Here is a 16,412-nt window from a genome sequence, read left to right on the forward strand (position 1 = left end):
GGGATCCTCCTCGGCGGGGCGTCGATACACTCCCCATCATGACCCACCTGAGCGCCTCCGCCGGCGACACGCGCCGTCCCCTCACCGCCGACGGGAGCGTCGAGCTCGCCGTCCTCGTCCGTTCGGGCCTCGAGGAGAGCCGGCACCTCGGCGCCGGGGTCGTCGTCGGGCCGGACGGGGCCGTGCTGCGCGCGGTCGGCGACGTCGGGGCCTCGATCTACCCCCGCTCCTGCCTCAAGCCGCTGCAGGCGCTCACCGTGCTGCGCGCCGGCGTCGACCTCCAGGGACCGCAGGCGGTGCTCTCGACCGCCAGCCACGCGGGCACCCCCGCCCACCTCGAGGTCGTCCAGGCGATGCTCGCCCGCGGCGACCACGACGAGCACGACCTGCTCTGCCCCGCCGACTGGCCCGGCGACCGCCGCAGCGCCCGCCTGCTCGACGAGCCCCGTCGAGCGGCCATGAACTGCTCGGGCAAGCACGCCGCATTCCTCCTCGCCTGCGACCAGCAGGGCTGGGACACGGCCACCTACACCGCGATCGACCACCCCCTCCAGGCTGCCGTGCGGGACACCGTCGCCGAGTTCACCGGCGAGGTCGTGGACCACGCCGGGACCGACGGCTGCGGCGCTCCCGTGTTCGCCACGACCGTCACGGGCCTCGCCCGGGCGGTGGGCCGGGTGGCCGGGTCGGCGGGCGACGTCCGCGACGACCGCGACCCCGACGCGGCGCACCTCGTCCGCTCGGTGCTCGCCGACGCCTGGGCGATCGACGGCCCGGGACGGGACAACACGGTCACGATCGACGAGCTCGGCGTGTTCGCCAAGCTCGGGGCCGAGGGCGTCATGGTTATGGGGACCACCGGCGGCGTCGGGGTCGCGGTCAAGGTGCTCGACGGGAACGTCCGGGCCGGCACCCTCGTCGCCCTGCACCTCCTCGTCGAGCAGGGCGTCGTGGAGCAGGCCGCCGCCGACCGCGTCACCTCCGCGACCCTCGAGAAGGTGCTCGGCGGGGGCGTCCCCGTCGGCTCGCTCCGACTCAGCGGTGAGCTCACGGCCGCTCGGGCGTGACCCGCTGACGACTCCGTCCGTCAGGGGCGTCCGGGACATCGGGGGCGTCAGGGACGTCGGGGGCGTCGAGCACCGACGTCCACGCCGGAGTGACCGGCACCGAGCAGGCGGTGCCGTCGCGTCGGACGACGGCCACGGCGCCGTGGCGCGAGATCTCGACGACGCAGGCGGCGGACGGGCCGGAGCCACCACCTCCTCCGCCCTGCGCTGACAGGGCCTCGGCCTCGGCCTCGGTCTCGGCAGCTCGTCTTTCTGCGGCGCCGTGTTCGTCGGCCACCGTCGGCTGCCAGGACACGAGGCCGTCAGGAGCGCCCCGGTGCCGCAGCTGGGCGCGGTAGCCGCCCGCGAGGGACCGGGCCAGCAGCTCCGGGCCGCGCACGTGCACCCCGCCGGCGGCGTCCACGCAGAGCGGACCGTCGCGGAGCTCGGCGACGCGCCGTCGGAGCGCCTCGGTGCGAGCGTGGCGCACGACGGCCGCACCGTGGTCGCCCACGAGGACCATCCCGCTGTCGACCCGGCCGCTGCCGAGCACGACGAGGGAGCGCCTGCCGACGACCGGTGGGGCCTGACCTCGACGGAGCCGTTCCACGAGGTCGGCCGAGGTCGGCCAGAGGTGCTGCAGGGCGCGACGACGCGCGCCGAGCCGGGCGTCGCAGACCGCCTCGGTCTCGTCGAGGGCCGCGAACCACCGGTCTCGCGCGGCGCGGGCCGTCTGCCGCCGGACGAGGCCCCCGAGGCCCTGTGCGGAGGCCACCGCCGCCCCGGCCACGAGGACGGCGAGGAGGTCGAGCTCGCCACGGGCGGCTCCCGCCCCGCCGACCGCCAGGCCGGCGATCAGGGCTGCGGCGACGGAGAGGACCCGACGCGACGGCTCGGGCGACGGGGAGGGCACCACGACCACGCCGGGCGAGGAGGAGGTGGTCGCGGTGTCGGGGACGGTCACGGGACCAGCCCACCACGACGACCAGCCGGCGTGGCGGCTGTCCCCGACCCGAGGTCGGACCTCGGCTCGGCGAACGGCCTGGGGAGGGATCAGCTCACGACGTCAGCTCACGATGAAGAACTGCTCGCCGATCTCGACCCTCGTGCCCCGGGCCACGCGCACGCGCGTGCCCGGCTCGACGCGTCGGGCGGGCTGCTCGTGGGGCCGCACGACGGTGCCGTTGCCGGACCACCGGTCGCTCACCCAGAGGGCCCCGAGCTCCTGCCCGAACTCGAGGTGGGTCTTGGAGACGGACTTGCCCGGGTCGGCGATGCGGACGAGGTGGTCGAACCGCTCCCCCGGCTGCGGCGTCGGTGCCCGTCCGAGCAGGCCGGAGCCGTCGACGGTGACGCTCTCGCCCGTGCTGAACTGGAAGAGGTACTCCGTGCCGACGGGGCCCCTCCTCACGAGACGGGTCTCGTCGACGTCGTCGTCCGTGACCAGGCGGGAGCGCGCGTCACCGGCGAGGAGACCCGACAAGGCCGACGTCGGTGCCGCCGTCGGCATGGGAGGCAGGTCGGGGAGACCGGTCGCGCCGTCTCCTCCGGGCGCCCCCGCCCAGCGGCCGGGGACCGCCCCGGGCTGGACCGGCGGCTCGGACGACGGAGCGGTCGGGCGGTCGGCCTCTCGCTCGGGCGGCAGCTCGGCACGGCGCTCGTCGACGACCGGCGTCGCCTCAGCGCCCGCGTCGACGACGTTCTCGGGATCGGGTGCCGGTGCGGGTGCCGGTGCGGGTGCCGGGGCGCTCGGCCGCCACTCGGGCGGCAGCGGGGCGACCGGTCCGGTGAAGGACAGCGCCACCGACTGCACCACGGCCCCGCACTCGGGGCAGAAGATGTCGTCCTCGTCGAGGAGGGCGCCACAGTGAGTGCAGTGCTCGACGACCTTCTGCTGGCCGGGCTCGACCAAGGGGACCGGGTCGCCGTCCGGCACCGGCGCGACCGCCGGGGAGGCGCCGGGGACGGCCCGGGGCAGCGGGGTCACCGGGGCCGTGTCGCCGGCCACGCCGTCGGGAGCATGAGCCGGTTCACGGAGGGGCACCGGAGGCACGGGGCCGACTGCGGACGGACGTCCGGGCTCGGCGGCGTCGGGACCGGGGCGGGGTGCGGCCTCGGGAGAGGGCTCGGGCTCGGCAGCGCCGTCGTCGGTCCCGGGGACGGGGCCCGCGGGATCGGTCGGTCTCGGCTCCTCGTCCTGCGCCGGCGAGGTCTCGGTCGTTCCCGCGGCGGAGCTGTCGTGCTCGTCACCCGGGTCGTCCCCGTCGGCCGCAGCCGAGGAGCCGACGACTCCTCCGCCCTCGGGACGGGCGCCGTCCTGCCGGACGCCGACCGGCGGGTCGGCTTCCTGGCCGAGTGCCTCGCCCGCGACGCCCTCGTCCGCCGGGCGCGCCGCGGGGGGCGTCTCCTCGTGCGGGGCCGGGGCCGGGACGTCGTCCTCGGAGGGCAGCCGCGAGAACGACGCCGTCCACAGGGGGGCCGACGTCGGTCGCGGACCGTTGTCAGCGTGCGGAGCGGGCGCACGCAGAGGGGCGGGCGCGGGCGCCGGAACAGCCACCGGCGCCACGGGCTCCGCAGGCCGAGTAGCCGGTGCCGGTGCCGGTGCCGCCGGCTCTGCGACCTCGAACGGCGACTGGGTCGAGGGCTCGGCGGACGACGGATCGTCCTGTCGTGCACGGGCCGCGGCTTCGCGGTCGACGAGGGGCGCGTCAGCGCCCGTGGTCTCGACCGGCCGGGCCGGGACGATCCACGCGGGAGGCGCCTCCTCGGCTCCGGCCTCGACCGCGCGACGCTCGGCCCCTGAGCGCTCGTCCCGACGATCACGGTCGGGTGCGGCCTCGTCGGGCGCAGCCCCGACGGGCGCCTGGTCGACCGGCTCCTGCTCGACGCGGCGGTCGCGGACCCACCAGGGCGCGTCGCCCGAGGTCGTGGGCCGCGGAGGCTGACGCAGCTGCCACGCCGGCGGCTCGGCCTGCGCGACCGAGCCTGAGCCTGCGCCCTCGTCCTCGTCGCGACGTGCGGCCGCTGCGGCGACGTCGGCGCTCGTCACGGCGCGGCCGCACACACCGCAGAACATGGCGCCGACGGGCAACGGGCTGTCGCAGGTGGGGCAGTGCATCGGGACCTCTAACGCTCGGGACGTGTCCCGCCATGGTATCCACGGAGTGAGCGGAGCGAGACCGCGGCCTTCGCCCGCTGCCACCGCGTCAGGTCGGCGTCGAGCGACCGACGCATGTCGGCCACGGCCGCCCACACGCGGTCGGCGTCCTCGTCCGGCGGCGGCGTCGGGGCGAAGACGGCGCGGTCCGCGACGCGGGCCAGCACGGCCGGCCGGGCCCCGCCGACCGCCTGGGCGACCTCGCTCCGCGTGCCCGACCTCGGGGTCTCGATGCCGTGGTCGACGACGGCGTCCTCGAACTCGCGCCACCCGCCCGTGATCCGCGACGCGGCGTCGGGAGCACGACGTCGGGCACGGCGTCGGCGCAGCTTCACCGTCACCACAGCCAGGAACGGCGCCGCGAGCACCCCGGCGACGAGCGCCGTCCAGCCGATCACCCGGACGACGACGAGCAGGACCGCCAACCAGGCGGGCGGCGTGTCGGGGTCCTCCTGCTCGGACTGCGGCGGCGTCTGGTCGTCGCGCACCTGGGGCTCCTGCGGCGGCGGCTGGACGACCGACTCGGGGCGCGACACCTCGCTCGGGTCCTGCACGACGTCCTCGGGGATGGGCCGCTCGGCCGGCACGGGATCGAGCGCGACCCAGCCCGCCTGGGCCGTGTCCACCTCGATCCACGCGGTGACGTCTCCCCCGCGCACCGGCACCGGGCCCGTCGCGTCGGCGAGCTCGTCGGCGTCCGGCACGAAGCCCATGACCACCCGTGCGGGGAAGCCGAGCTCGTCGGCCATCAGGGCCGCGGCCGTCGCGTACTGCTCGGCGTCGCCGACCATGACCGGGTCCGTGAAGAGCTGGGCGATGCGCGCCGACCCGTGCCCCGACAGGCTGATCGGCTCGTCGGCACCGACGCCGTGGCTGATGTAGCCCTCCTCGGCCAGCAGGTCGAGCACGGCCTGCAGGCGGGCGCCCGGTCCCTGCACGCCCTCCACCGCCTCCTGCACGGCGTCGGTCAGCTCGTCGGGGACGGCACGGGGCGAGGGGACCCGGGCCGAGCCGGGCGTGAGGCCCTCCAGCTCGCCCTCGGCGGGCTGGTCGGGCAGCACGGCCTCCAGCCGGTAGCGGTCGCCCTCCTCGAGCCCGCCCACGACGGCGGCGGTCCCGCTCGTGTCGTTGTAGAAGAACGCGTCGCGCCGGTCGGTGGCCGTCGCGCCGCCGAAGTCGATCGACTCGAACTGGCCGACCGTCGGCAGCCAGACCCCGCTGTACCCGTCGACGGTGACGGCGAGGGTGGTCTGTCGGCCGGTCACCCCCGACTGGTCGAACACCGAGGGGACCCGGTCGAAGGAGCCGGACTCGCTCGTCACCTCGTCGCTGCCGACGGTGTACGCGACGCCGTCGTACGTGTCGAGCGTCGCGAGGCGCAGCAGCTGGCCGGGCGCGAGCCCCTCGACCTCGAAGAGCGTCTCGTCGACCGTCGGGTCCTGCTCGTAGACACGGAACCTCGTCAGCGGGCTGACCACGTCGCGGGGGTCGAAGGGCTGGACGACGACGGTCCGCGCGACGGTGCGCTCCGCCGCGGGCGGGACGACGGCCACGGCGCCCGCGGCCGCGGCTCCGGCGACGACGAGCGTGACCACCGTCCCGGCGACGGCCCTCCCGGCGACGGAGCCGTGTCCGTGCGCCCGCGTGCTCGCTGCGCCTCCCCCCAGCGCCTCGACGGCGAGCCGACGACGACGGAGGCGCCACCAGACCACCCACGCCACCGAGACGGCGAGCACCGTGAGCCCCGAGACCACCGGGAAGAAGGCCTGTGCGGGGCCGAGGACGATGCCGGCAAGCCAGACGACGACGGGGCCGAGGGCCGCGAGCTCAGCCCGGCGCGACCGCAGTGCCGTCGTCAGCCCCACGACGGACGCCAGCAGCAGGAGGACGAACACGGGCACGAGCAGGGACTCGTAGCTGCCGACCGGCAGGGTGATCGTGACGAGCTGCTTCCAGGCGAGGGCGGTGCCCGTGACGAGCTGGCCCAGGCCGCCGAGCGTCGGCACCACGCCCCACAGGGCCTGCGACGGGACGGCGAGCGGCACGCCGAGCAGCAGGTAGGCCGCGACGGTGAGCACCAGCACCCCGAAGCTCGAGAGCCGCAGCACGGCCCCGGCGACGGCGACCACGCTGCCGACCGCCACCGTGACCAGCGCCAGCACGACGAACTCGGCGCTCTGGTAGACGGGCCAGAAGACCGCCGCGGCGGCCAGCAGGGCCACGACGTGCAGTCCGCTCGCGAGCAGGACGAAGGAGGCGCGCAGCCGGGGACGACGGACGCGTGTCCGGAGATCGCCCGGCCGGGACGCGGCGGGAGCCTGCGCGCCGGTCATGTGGCGGCCGCCCGGGCGAGCGACTTCTGCAGGTCCTCGAGGTAGCCGATGGTGAGGACGGTCAGGTCGCTGATGCGCGTCATCCCGGGCACGGCCTCGGGATCGCAGACGATGGCGACCGCCTCGACGCCGACCGGGAAGTGCAGGCCGGCCGAGCGCAGCTGCGTGAGGGTGGCGGTGCTGCCGACGACGAGGAACGCGACGGAGACGCCGGCGACCCGGTCGCCGGCCACACGGGCGACGTCGACGATGCCGAGGGCCGACTCCGCGTGCTCCACGACCGCGAGGTCGTCGAGGAGTCGCGTGCGGGTCAGGGTGCTCAGCGACCGGATCTCGAGGGTCTTGCGCTTGGCGAACTCGGGCGTGCGCTCGCTGACGACGACGCTCACCTCGCGGGCGTCGCGCACGGCCCGCGCCCCGAGCGAGCCCGCGACGCTCACGGCCAGCTCGAACTCGTCGTCGGAGGCGAAGTCCGCGGTGGCCAGGCTGAGAGCGATGACGAGGTGGCTCCGCCGGCTCTCCTCGAACTGGCGCACCATGTAGGTGCCGGTCTTCGCCGTCGACTTCCAGTGGATGTTGCGCCGTTCGTCGCCCGGCTGGTACTCGCGGAGGGCGTGGAACGAGATGTCGCTCGGCGAGAGGTCGCGGGTCGGGTTGCCCTCGAGGTCGCGGATGAGGCCGGTGCTCGTGCTCGGGATGCCGATGGTGCGGGGATGGACGAACATCTCCGTGACCCCCGTCCACTCGAGCTCGCGCCGGACCAGCCCCACGGCGTCGCCGCGGACGGTGCGGACGGGACCGACGCGGATGACGCCGCGCCGCTGGGTGGGGACGGAGAAGGTCTCGGTGACGCTGTCGCCCCCGCGGAGGCCGGGCAGGCTGATCTCGGCGAGCCCTGCCCCGACCGGGATCTCGACCGAGACGCCGAGGATGCGGCGGCGGGTCGGGTTCTCGACGACGACGCTGCCCGAGGCGGGCTCCCCGACCGTGACGCGCTCGTGCGGGATGTCGAGCGCCACGCGGAACGCGTTGCGGCCGATCAGGCTCAGGCCGGCGACGACGAGCACGACGAGCGCGGCCCAGGCGACGACGACGAGCTCGAGCCAGCCGAGCAGGTAGCCGACGACGAAGCCGACGGGCACCACGACGAGCACGGCCCAGCCCATGGGCGTGACGACGCCCGAGACCGCCCGGAACGCCCGGGTCAGCCGCTCCCTGGCCGAGCGGAGGAGGCGCACGGCGAGCACGAGCGCGTCGGCCACGGGCCCGGAACGGTCGCCCACGATGCGGGTGCGCGCGTTCGACAGCCCCTGGGTCCCCGTCGAGAACCCGCTGTCGAAGCCCGTCCGTGACTGCGTGCGGCCGCCGCGGGTGCGTGTCCGGCCGCGGGACACGTCGCGGTCCCGACACGCGCGGCTGTCGGTGCTGCCTGGTCCGGCGTCGCTCACACGGCGATCCGCTCGGAGGGCGGCGGCGTCTCGATCAGCAGCTGGCTGACGATGCTCGAGGGCGTCACGCCGTCGAACTCCGCCTCGGGGTCGAGCACCAGCCGGTGGGCGAGCACGGGCTCGGCGAGGGCCTTGACGTCGTCCGGCACGACGTAGTGGCGCCCCTGGGAGGCGGCGTAGGTCTTGGCGGTGCGGACGAGCGCGAGGGCGCCTCGCACGCTGACGCCGAGCCGCACCTCCTCGGCGGTCCGGGTCGCCTCGACGAGGCGGGCGACGTAGTCGCTGATGGTCGACTCGACGTGCACGGTCCGGGCGAGCTGCGCCATCTCGGTGACGACGCCGGCCTGGACGATGGGGCTGAGGCTGCCCTCGTGGACCCGTGTCGCGGAGCCCTCGAGGATCCGGACGGTCGCCGCGTGGTCGGGGTACCCGATCGACGTCTTCATGATGAAGCGGTCGAGCTGGGCCTCGGGCAGCCGGTACGTGCCGGCCTGCTCGACGGGGTTCTGGGTGGCGATCACCATGAAGGGGCTGCCGACGTCGTGGCTGACGCCGTCGACCGTGACCCGGCTCTCCTCCATGACCTCGAGCAGGGCCGACTGGGTCTTCGGGCTGGCCCGGTTGATCTCGTCGGCGAGGACGATGTTGGAGAAGATCGGCCCTCGGTGGAACTCGAACTCCCCCGCCTTCTGGTCGTAGATGCTCACCCCGGTGATGTCGCCGGGCAGCAGGTCGGGCGTGAACTGGACGCGGTTGCTCGTGCCCTGCACGCTCTGGGCGATGGCGCGGGCGAGCGACGTCTTGCCCGTGCCGGGGAAGTCCTCGAGCAGGAGGTGCCCCTCGCTGAGCAGCGCCGTGAACGACAGCCGCACGACGAACGTCTTGCCCAGGAGGACCTGGTCGACGTTCGCGACGAGGCGCCCGAAGATCTCGGAGAACCAGGTCGCCTGCTCGGGGGTCATGCTCATGCGGTGTTCGTCTCTCTCGTGGTGGTGGTCTGGTCAGCACGGACAACTACGGCGAGCACAAGTGGCCCGTCACCGCGTTGGGCCTCCAGTCGACAGGGTCGTCGACGACGACGCCGTTGGACGACGCCCGCCCGTGAACCCGGATGGCGATTGTTCCGTCAGGCACGTTCGACTTGGGCTGTTCAGCAATCTTCTGAGTCGGTCCCCAGCCGGTAAGGGAAAGGTACTGGAGGTCGATGGACTCGACACCAGCACCGGCGTTGCTCGGAATCGACAACGTAGCGGGCGTGCCCACCTGGCAAGCCAGAACTGTGACCCCCGTAGAAACGGGCATGATCTTGACGGGACTAGTGGGTTGAGCACACTCGGATCTTGTGGCGCCGTTTCTGCAAGCTCGAATCTCGACGTCAATGCTGATGCCGTCGCCTCGGTCGGCCACGAAATCTCTGTTCTCGACGCCAATCCAGGGGCCAGAATCAACCCGGTAGCTGTAAGTGATGTTCGTTCCGGTGACGCCCAGGTTGTTGACCTGCGCCTTCATCTGCCCTTGATCATTGACGGCCTGGAGCGACACGCTTCCCTGCGACGCATCAGGAGGCGTCAAGCTCTCGCTCTGAGCCATCGCGTCAGAACAGAAGTAGCCGTTCTTGGCGACGACCGTGTACGTCCATTCCCCGTCGGGCGGTGTGTCGACTAGAGATCGCCCCGTAACGCTTGGCAACCGCGTGCCCGCCGCATCACACCCTGTGGCTCCCGCCTGCGCGAGTGATTGTCGATACACGCTGTAGGTGGGCGCAGAACCTCCGCGAGCGTCCGGCTCATCCCAGCCCACGCTGACACTGTTGCCGCTCGCCAGGGCGCTGACGGCGAAGGCGCCGGGCGTTCCGACCGCCTTCCGTGTGACTGCGGCACTTCTGGCCCAATCAGCCTCACTCGAGACCTGGGCGCGGTTTCTCGCATAGACGCTCACGGTGTAGTCCGACGGGCTGTCGGGTCCGGCGATGGTGAAGCTCGTCTCCGAGACTGCTTGCGCACCAGAGACAGGGCCGGTGAACTCGACGACGTAACCGTTGGCGGCCAGAACCGACGTTCCCCGGGCTGGCTTCGGTACTGCTTGCCAAGCCACCACGAGCGCCCCGGGCGTCGTCGACGACGGCGTCACCGTCACGCCGGTCGGCGCCGCCGGGACGAAGTCGGCGCTGTACGAGGGGCTGGCCGCGCTGGGGGCCGAGTCGCCGAGGCCGTTCGTGGCGACGACCGAGAACCGGAACGTCTGCTCCGGGTCGAGGTCGGTGAGGGTGCAGACCGTGGTCAGCCCGCAGTCCTTCGAGTACGAGCCGCCCGCGCTGCCCGTGCCCGTGAGGCGGAAGCGCGTCAGGGGCGAGTTGTTCGCCTGGGGCGCGGCGTAGCTCAGGGTCAGCTGGCCGCCCGTGAACGTGCCGGTGCGGACGGGAGCCGCCGGGGCGTCCGGGACGTCCTGCACGGAGATGGTCACGTTGCCCCACACGTATCGGTCGGGGTCGCCCGTGACGTCGGCCACGCGGTACTGGAGGTTGGTGTCCCCGGGCTGGGCGGACTGCCCGACGGTGACGGCGAGGGTGCGGTTGTCGGCGCTCGGCGTGACGCTGACGCCGGCCGGCAGCCCGCCTCCGCCGAGCCCGCGGATGTCGACGACCCGCAGGGGCTGGCCGGGGAACGGGTTCGTCGCCTGGTCGTTCGCGAGCACGTCGATCGAGGCCGACGTGCCGCGGCGCACCGCCTGCGTGTCGGCCGCGGGCTGCGCCAGGGGCCTGCTCGAACCGACCACGGCCAGTCGGATCGCCCCGGCCTGGCCCGTCGTGACGGCGTCCGCCACCGACACGGGCAGCGCCCGCGTGGTGCCCTTGGGCGTCCCCGAGTCGGCCGTGATCGTGATGTCCCGACCGGAGACGCTGACCGCGAAGCCGGGGACCGCCTGGCCGTCCGCGCTCCAGCGGAGCTCCGCGAGGTCGTCCGGGTACGGGTACGAGGTGAGGCGCTGCAGGTCGAGGGTCCGAGACTGCCCCGGCTCGAGGTCGATGGAGGTGCCCGTGAACGTCGGCGGCTGGTTCTCCCGCGGGGTCACCGTGATGGGCAGGACCAGCGTCGCCGTGCGTCCGGACGGGTCGTCCGCGGACGATCCGTCGGTCACCTCGAACGAGACGGACGCCGTGCCGAAGTAGAGCTCCTCGGACGTGTAGGCCAGGGTGGTCGGGCCGACCACGAGGTCGGAGCCGTCGGCGTGCGTCGCCATGACCGAGTCGTCCCCGGTCAGGCGGATGCTCTTGCCGCCGGCCGCGATGACGTACCGGGTGAGGTCGATCGTCAGCCGGTCGCCGCTGACCACGGTGAGGGCACGCGCCGTCTTGTCGAGCTGCGGGAGGGCGTCGTCGAAGCCCGGGACACGGACGAACGCGTAGGTGCGGACGGCAGGGTCGTCGGGGTGCGACACGGAGAACGGGATGATCTGGCTGGAGTCAGTGATCGTGACCCGCACACGGCGGTCCGGCGTGATCTGCGAGGTCGTGTCGTAGCCGGGCTCGAGGTCGAGGCCGAGCGAGGAGACCGGGCCGTCGGCGAAGAAGACGTTGGCCAGGACGTTGACGTCGACCGACTGCCGCCCCGCGATGTCGCTGAGGTCGAGCACCGTGTCGTCGACGACGGGGTGGTTCAGCGGCGCGTCGGCGTCGACGTCCACCGTCACGAAGCTCGAGCTCGAGCCGCCCTGCTCGTTCTCGACCGTGTAGACGAGTCCGTACTGCCCCTCGGCGGCGGGCGGCCGCACGGCGATCATCGTCCCGTCGACGACCTCCGCCGTCGTGTCCGCGTCGTTGGCCTCGACGCCGCTCACGGACAGCGCCCCGCCGTCGGGGTCCGAGTCGTTGTCGAGCACGCGCACGGTGATCGTGCCGCCGGGCCGCATGGTGACGTCGTCGGCCACGGCGATCGGGTTGCGGGAGCCGTCGGCCCGCGCCGAGATGCCGATCCGCACCTTGCCGCTGGCCCGGGCACCCAGGCCGTCGACGACGGTGTAGGTGAAGGTGTCGGTGCCCGCGCTCGTCCCGTTGGCCTGGTACTCGATCGAGTCGGTCCCGACGCTCGTCACGCTGCCCTTCTCCGGGTTCGTGCCGACGCCGAGCAGCGAGACGCTGTCGCCGTCGGGGTCGACGCCGTCGAGGGGCACGGTCACGCGGACGGACTCGCCCGCGACGACCCGGGCCGTCACGGTCTGCGGCACGGGCGGGTTGTTCGTCGCCACGTCGGCCTCCCGCACCGCGATGGTGACCTGTGCCGTGTCGCGTTGACCGTCGAGTCCCTCCACCGCGTAGACGGCGGTGACGTTGCCGGGCGTCGTCGGGGCGAGGTACCGCAGGACCGAGCCGGACGCGAAGAGCAGCCCGCCGTCCGTCGGGACGTCCTGGACGAGGTCGGGCACGAGGGTGATCTCGTCGCCGTCGGGCTGTTCGTCGTTGGCCAGCACGTCGATGTCGATCGCGTCGCCGACGCGCACGGTGACCTGGTCGTCGGTCGCGACGGGCGGCTGCGTCTGAGAACGCCGCGGCGTCTCGATGACGGTGACCGTGCCCTCGGCCGAGGCCAGGCCGTTGGTGACGGTGTAGGTGAAGGTGACCGGCCCGTCGTCGAGGGGCGCGGCCAGGGTCAGGCGCAGGTACCGCTGGTCGAGGGTCTCGACGCGGACGCCGGACGACAACGGCACCTCGGAGGTGGAGGTCACCATCAGCACGTTGCCGGCGGGGTCGTGGTCCGTCGCCACCACGTCGAGCGTCTGGGTGCTGAGGGTCTCGACGAAGACCGTCTTCGGCGTCGTGATCGGCGGGCTCGACGGGTCGGGCGGCGACTGGACGTCGACCCGGATTGTCCCGGTCGCGGTCTGGTCGCCGTCGGTGACGGAGTACTCCAGGTTGTGGGTGCGGACCTCGTCGCTGACGAACCGGAACGTGCCTGCCTCGTAGCTCGGCGTGACGGTCGAGCCGTTCTTCGCCGGGACGCTGTTGAGCCGGATGGAGCCCGAGCCCCCGCTCGCGTACGGGAGGGGCCGCACGGTGAGCTGCTGGCCCGCGTAGGCCTGCACGGAGAAGGAGTCGGCGGTGAGCGGCGACGACCCGGCGACGCGGATCGTCATGCTCCCCCGGCCCTCGACCTGGCCGTCCGAGACGACGAGGCCGACGTCGAGCGTCGTGGCGCCGGCCCCCGCGTCCTGGTAGACGACGTCGCCCGAGGGCTTGTAGGAGACGCCCTCGCCGCCGACGGCACTCGTCAGGTAGAAGGCGTCGCCGTCGGGATCGACCCAGTCGCCGAGCACGGAGGTCGTCACGCGTCCCGACGACGACACGTCGGCCGAGGTCCGCCGCACCTGTGCCGGCGGGCTGTTCTCGCCGGCCGCGCGCACGGTGACGGTCACGGTCGCCGTCGCTGTCCCCCCGCGGCCGTCGCTGATCGTGTAGTCGAAGCTGAACGCCCCGGTCGCCTCGTCCGTGAGGGTGAGCAGGATCTGCTGACGGTCGTTCACGACGTCGAGGCGGCCCGTCGCGGGGTCGAGGTCGGACACCTGGTCGACGACGAGGGGGTCGCCGTTGGGGTCGTAGTCGTTCAGCAGGACCGAGAGGGTGCTGGCCCGGCCCGGACGCGCGCCGAGGTCGTCGTCGATCGCCACCGGGGGCTTCTGGTCGGGATCGAGCTCGGGCGGCTCGTCGGTGGTGTCGTTCTCTTCTTCTTGCTGCTCGTCGTCGCGGTCGAGGAGCTCGTCCCAGTTGTCGATCAGCTGGCCGCGGCTCTGCACGGCCCAGCTGCTGCCGCCGACGGGGTCGCTGAGCACGGCTCGACGACCGTTGACGTCGAAGACCAGGGCGGCCGCCCCCGGGACGCCGTCGAGCTGCATCACGCCGCCCCGAGCGCGCGAGCAGTCGCTCCACGCGGTGCCGCCCGACCAGGCCGCGTACGTGCACGACCCGACGACCGCCGGCCGTGCGGGCAGCCCCGTCTGGTCCGTGACGACCTCGCTCGGCTCGCCCCCGTCGAACGGGACCCGCAGGAGCGACGTGCTCGTCGCCACCAGGACGCCGTCGCCCTCGTCGGAGGCCTGCTGGAGCGCGAGCCCGCCGGCGGCGGAGCTCGAGAGGTCGACCTCGTCGCCGTCCACGACGAGGCGCCCGGCCTCGACGTCGAGCACCGCCCAGTGCGTGCCGACGCTCGTGACCTGGTGCTCGCCCGAGCCCGTCAGGGAGGTCGACCGGGTCGAGTCGACGTCGAAGGCGTCGCCGGCGTCGACGCGCGACACGTCGCCGCTGGCGGCCGAGAAAACGGTGACCGTGCCGTCCGGGGCGACGCTCGTCACGGCGTCCTCGCCGAGGCTGAGGTCGGCGTCCTCCTCCGCGCTGAACGTGGCCAGGTCGGAGACGGGCAGGCTCCACAGCTCGCCCGTGCCGCCCGACACGACCACGGCCCGGTCGCCGGACAGGAGGACGTCGGGCGAGTCGGGCGGCAGGGGGACGCTCTCGCCGATCGTCGAGGTCGCCGGGTCGACGATGCCCACGGTCGCGCTGCTCCGGTCGACCATGAGGACGGCGTCGGCGGACTGCGCGACGGACAGGTCGCCTCCGGTGCTCCTGACGGCAGCGTTCAGCTCGGCGACGTCGGTGTTCGCCCGGCCCAGCGCCGTGCGCGAGCCGTTCGCCACCCAGACCGTGCCGTCGTCGAGATCGAGGCGCTGGGCCTCGTAGCCCGTACTGGCCACGGCCACGGTGACGACGAGCGCCGTGATGGCGACCACGCTCACGCCGGTCGCGACGGCGGACCGACGTGACCGGGCCCAGGCGCCGAGGCGCGTCACTCGCCGCTCCCGGCCACGGCGCACTGCTCGCCGCTCGGCTCGCCGCTCTGGCCGGCCCTGTTGACGCTCACGGTGATGCAGAGCTGCTCACCCGTGTCGGAGGCGCTGGCCACGAAGCGGTTGGACGTCTGCTGGCTCGTGTCCGAGCCCGTCGAGATGATGTAGGCGTCGCCCGAGCGGAGACCCGGGTCGCTCCAGGTGAAGACGACGGACGACCCCTCGGCCGTGGCCGAGATCTCGGTGACGCGGGGGATCTCGGTCGACGTGGCCCGCACGAGGACGAGCGTGGCCGTCGCGCCCAGGCCGATGGCGACGACGGCCGCGGCGACGAGCGACCACACGAGCACGAGGGCACGACGGCTGCGCGGCGCTGGTCGGGTGCCCGTGCTGCGCGGCACCGCCCTGCTGTGCCCGAGTCCCGAGCCGTGGACGGCCGCCGCCTGCGCCTCCGTCACGCGACGGCGACGGCGGCGACGTCGGGTCGACTGCACCGGGGCGGCACCGCGGAGGCGCGTCCTGTCCTCGAGGTCGGCCACCGTCGCGAGGGCCCAGTCGTCGACCGCGACCTCGATCGGGGTCTGCCCCACGCCGAGCTCGGACTCGACCTGCTGCAGCTCGCGCAGCAGCTCGAGGACGCTGGCCTGCCGCTGCTCCGGTCGCCTCGACATCGCCCGGGCGAGGATGCGCTCGAGGCTCGCGGGGACGTCGGTGCGGCCGGTCGGGGCGAGCTTCGCCTTGTCGATCCGCCCGATCAGGTCGGACGCCCCGTTCTTGTCGCTGCCGAGGATCTCGAAGGGGCTGCGGCCGGCGAGGAGCGAGTACACGGTCGCGCCCAACGACCAGACCTCGGACTCGATCGTGCCGTTCGTCTCGTCGAGGAGCACCTCGGGCGCCGACCAGGGGATGGACATGCCCACCGCCTCCTGCGGCTCGCTCTCGCTCAGCGAGGCGGCGATGCCGAAGTCGGACAGGACGGGGTGCCCGTAGGCCGTCATGAGGATGTTCGAGGGCTTGACGTCGCGGTGCAGCACGCCCTGCCGGTGAGCCGTCTCGACGGCGCTGCCGATCTTGACGCCGATCCGCAGCACGTCCGCGACCGGGATGCGGTCCCGACGGTAGCGCTCGCTCAGGGACGACGAGCAGAGCTCCATGACGAGGTACGGGCGGCCGTCGGCCGACACGCTCGCCTGGTACACGGTGAGGATCGAGGGGTGCGCGCTCAGCTGGGCCATGAGGTTGGCCTCGGCCTGGAACATCTGGCGGACCTGGTCGTTCACGACCTCGGTCAGCATGACCTTGACGGCGACCTGGCGCCTCGGCATGTTCTGCTCGTAGAGGAAGACGTCGGCGAAGCCGCCGGAGCCGAGCACGTGGACGTGCGAGAAACCGGGCAGCACCGGCGGCGGGGACGGCAGTCGTCGTGCCACGTCACCCTCCTCGGCTGTCTCCGGCGTGCGCCCGCGCGGGACGCGCCGACACGCTGCCGGCCCTCGCCATTGTAGGTCGGGCCCTCGGGGGCCGTGCCCCGTTCGGCTCGGACGGGGGACGACCGACGCTCCCCCACTTCGGGGGAGGAAGAACGCCCCGAGGC

At 73.6% G+C, this 16,412-nt stretch carries 8 protein-coding genes; 1 reads left to right on the forward strand and 7 read right to left on the reverse strand.

Annotated features, from left to right (window positions below):
* Positions 1 to 38: 38 nt before the first annotated feature.
* A complete protein-coding gene (locus ITJ48_RS03165) occupies positions 39 to 1,067 on the forward strand; it encodes an asparaginase (RefSeq protein ID WP_194612370.1) in 1,029 nt (342 codons plus the stop codon).
* On the opposite strand, the gene ITJ48_RS03170 is transcribed toward ITJ48_RS03165, so the two are convergent.
* The 7 genes from ITJ48_RS03170 to ITJ48_RS03200 form a co-directional block, all read right to left on the reverse strand.
* Complete coding sequence (locus tag ITJ48_RS03170) at positions 1,048 to 2,010, reverse strand: hypothetical protein (RefSeq protein WP_194612371.1); 963 nt, start codon at positions 2,008 to 2,010, stop codon at positions 1,048 to 1,050. The genes ITJ48_RS03165 and ITJ48_RS03170 overlap by 20 nt on opposite strands.
* Before the next feature lie 102 nt (positions 2,011 to 2,112).
* On the reverse strand, positions 2,113 to 4,164 hold the full coding sequence (locus tag ITJ48_RS03175) for a zinc-ribbon domain-containing protein (protein WP_194612372.1): 2,052 nt from the start codon (positions 4,162 to 4,164) through the stop codon (positions 2,113 to 2,115).
* Between the two features lie 8 nt (positions 4,165 to 4,172).
* A complete protein-coding gene (locus tag ITJ48_RS03180; RefSeq protein WP_194612373.1) occupies positions 4,173 to 6,536 on the reverse strand; it encodes a transglutaminase domain-containing protein in 2,364 nt (787 codons plus the stop codon).
* On the reverse strand, positions 6,533 to 7,930 hold the full coding sequence (locus tag ITJ48_RS03185) for a DUF58 domain-containing protein (protein WP_194612374.1): 1,398 nt from the start codon (positions 7,928 to 7,930) through the stop codon (positions 6,533 to 6,535). The genes ITJ48_RS03180 and ITJ48_RS03185 overlap by 4 nt, the downstream gene beginning before the upstream one ends.
* Before the next feature lie 50 nt (positions 7,931 to 7,980).
* Positions 7,981 to 8,952 carry a MoxR family ATPase gene (locus tag ITJ48_RS03190; protein ID WP_123546296.1) on the reverse strand — a complete coding sequence of 324 codons (972 nt, stop codon included), beginning with the start codon at positions 8,950 to 8,952 and terminating at the stop codon, positions 7,981 to 7,983.
* 46 nt (positions 8,953 to 8,998) lie between these two features.
* Positions 8,999 to 14,821 (reverse strand): Ig-like domain-containing protein, encoded by a 5,823-nt coding sequence (locus ITJ48_RS03195; protein WP_194612375.1) that lies wholly within the window; start codon positions 14,819 to 14,821, stop codon positions 8,999 to 9,001.
* On the reverse strand, positions 14,818 to 16,248 hold the full coding sequence (locus tag ITJ48_RS03200) for a serine/threonine-protein kinase (RefSeq protein WP_194612376.1): 1,431 nt from the start codon (positions 16,246 to 16,248) through the stop codon (positions 14,818 to 14,820). The genes ITJ48_RS03195 and ITJ48_RS03200 overlap by 4 nt, the downstream gene beginning before the upstream one ends.
* Positions 16,249 to 16,412: the final 164 nt, after the last annotated feature.

This window comes from Frigoribacterium sp. VKM Ac-2530, assembly GCF_015350835.1.
In the GTDB taxonomy this organism is placed as follows: Bacteria; Actinomycetota; Actinomycetes; order Actinomycetales; family Microbacteriaceae; genus Frigoribacterium.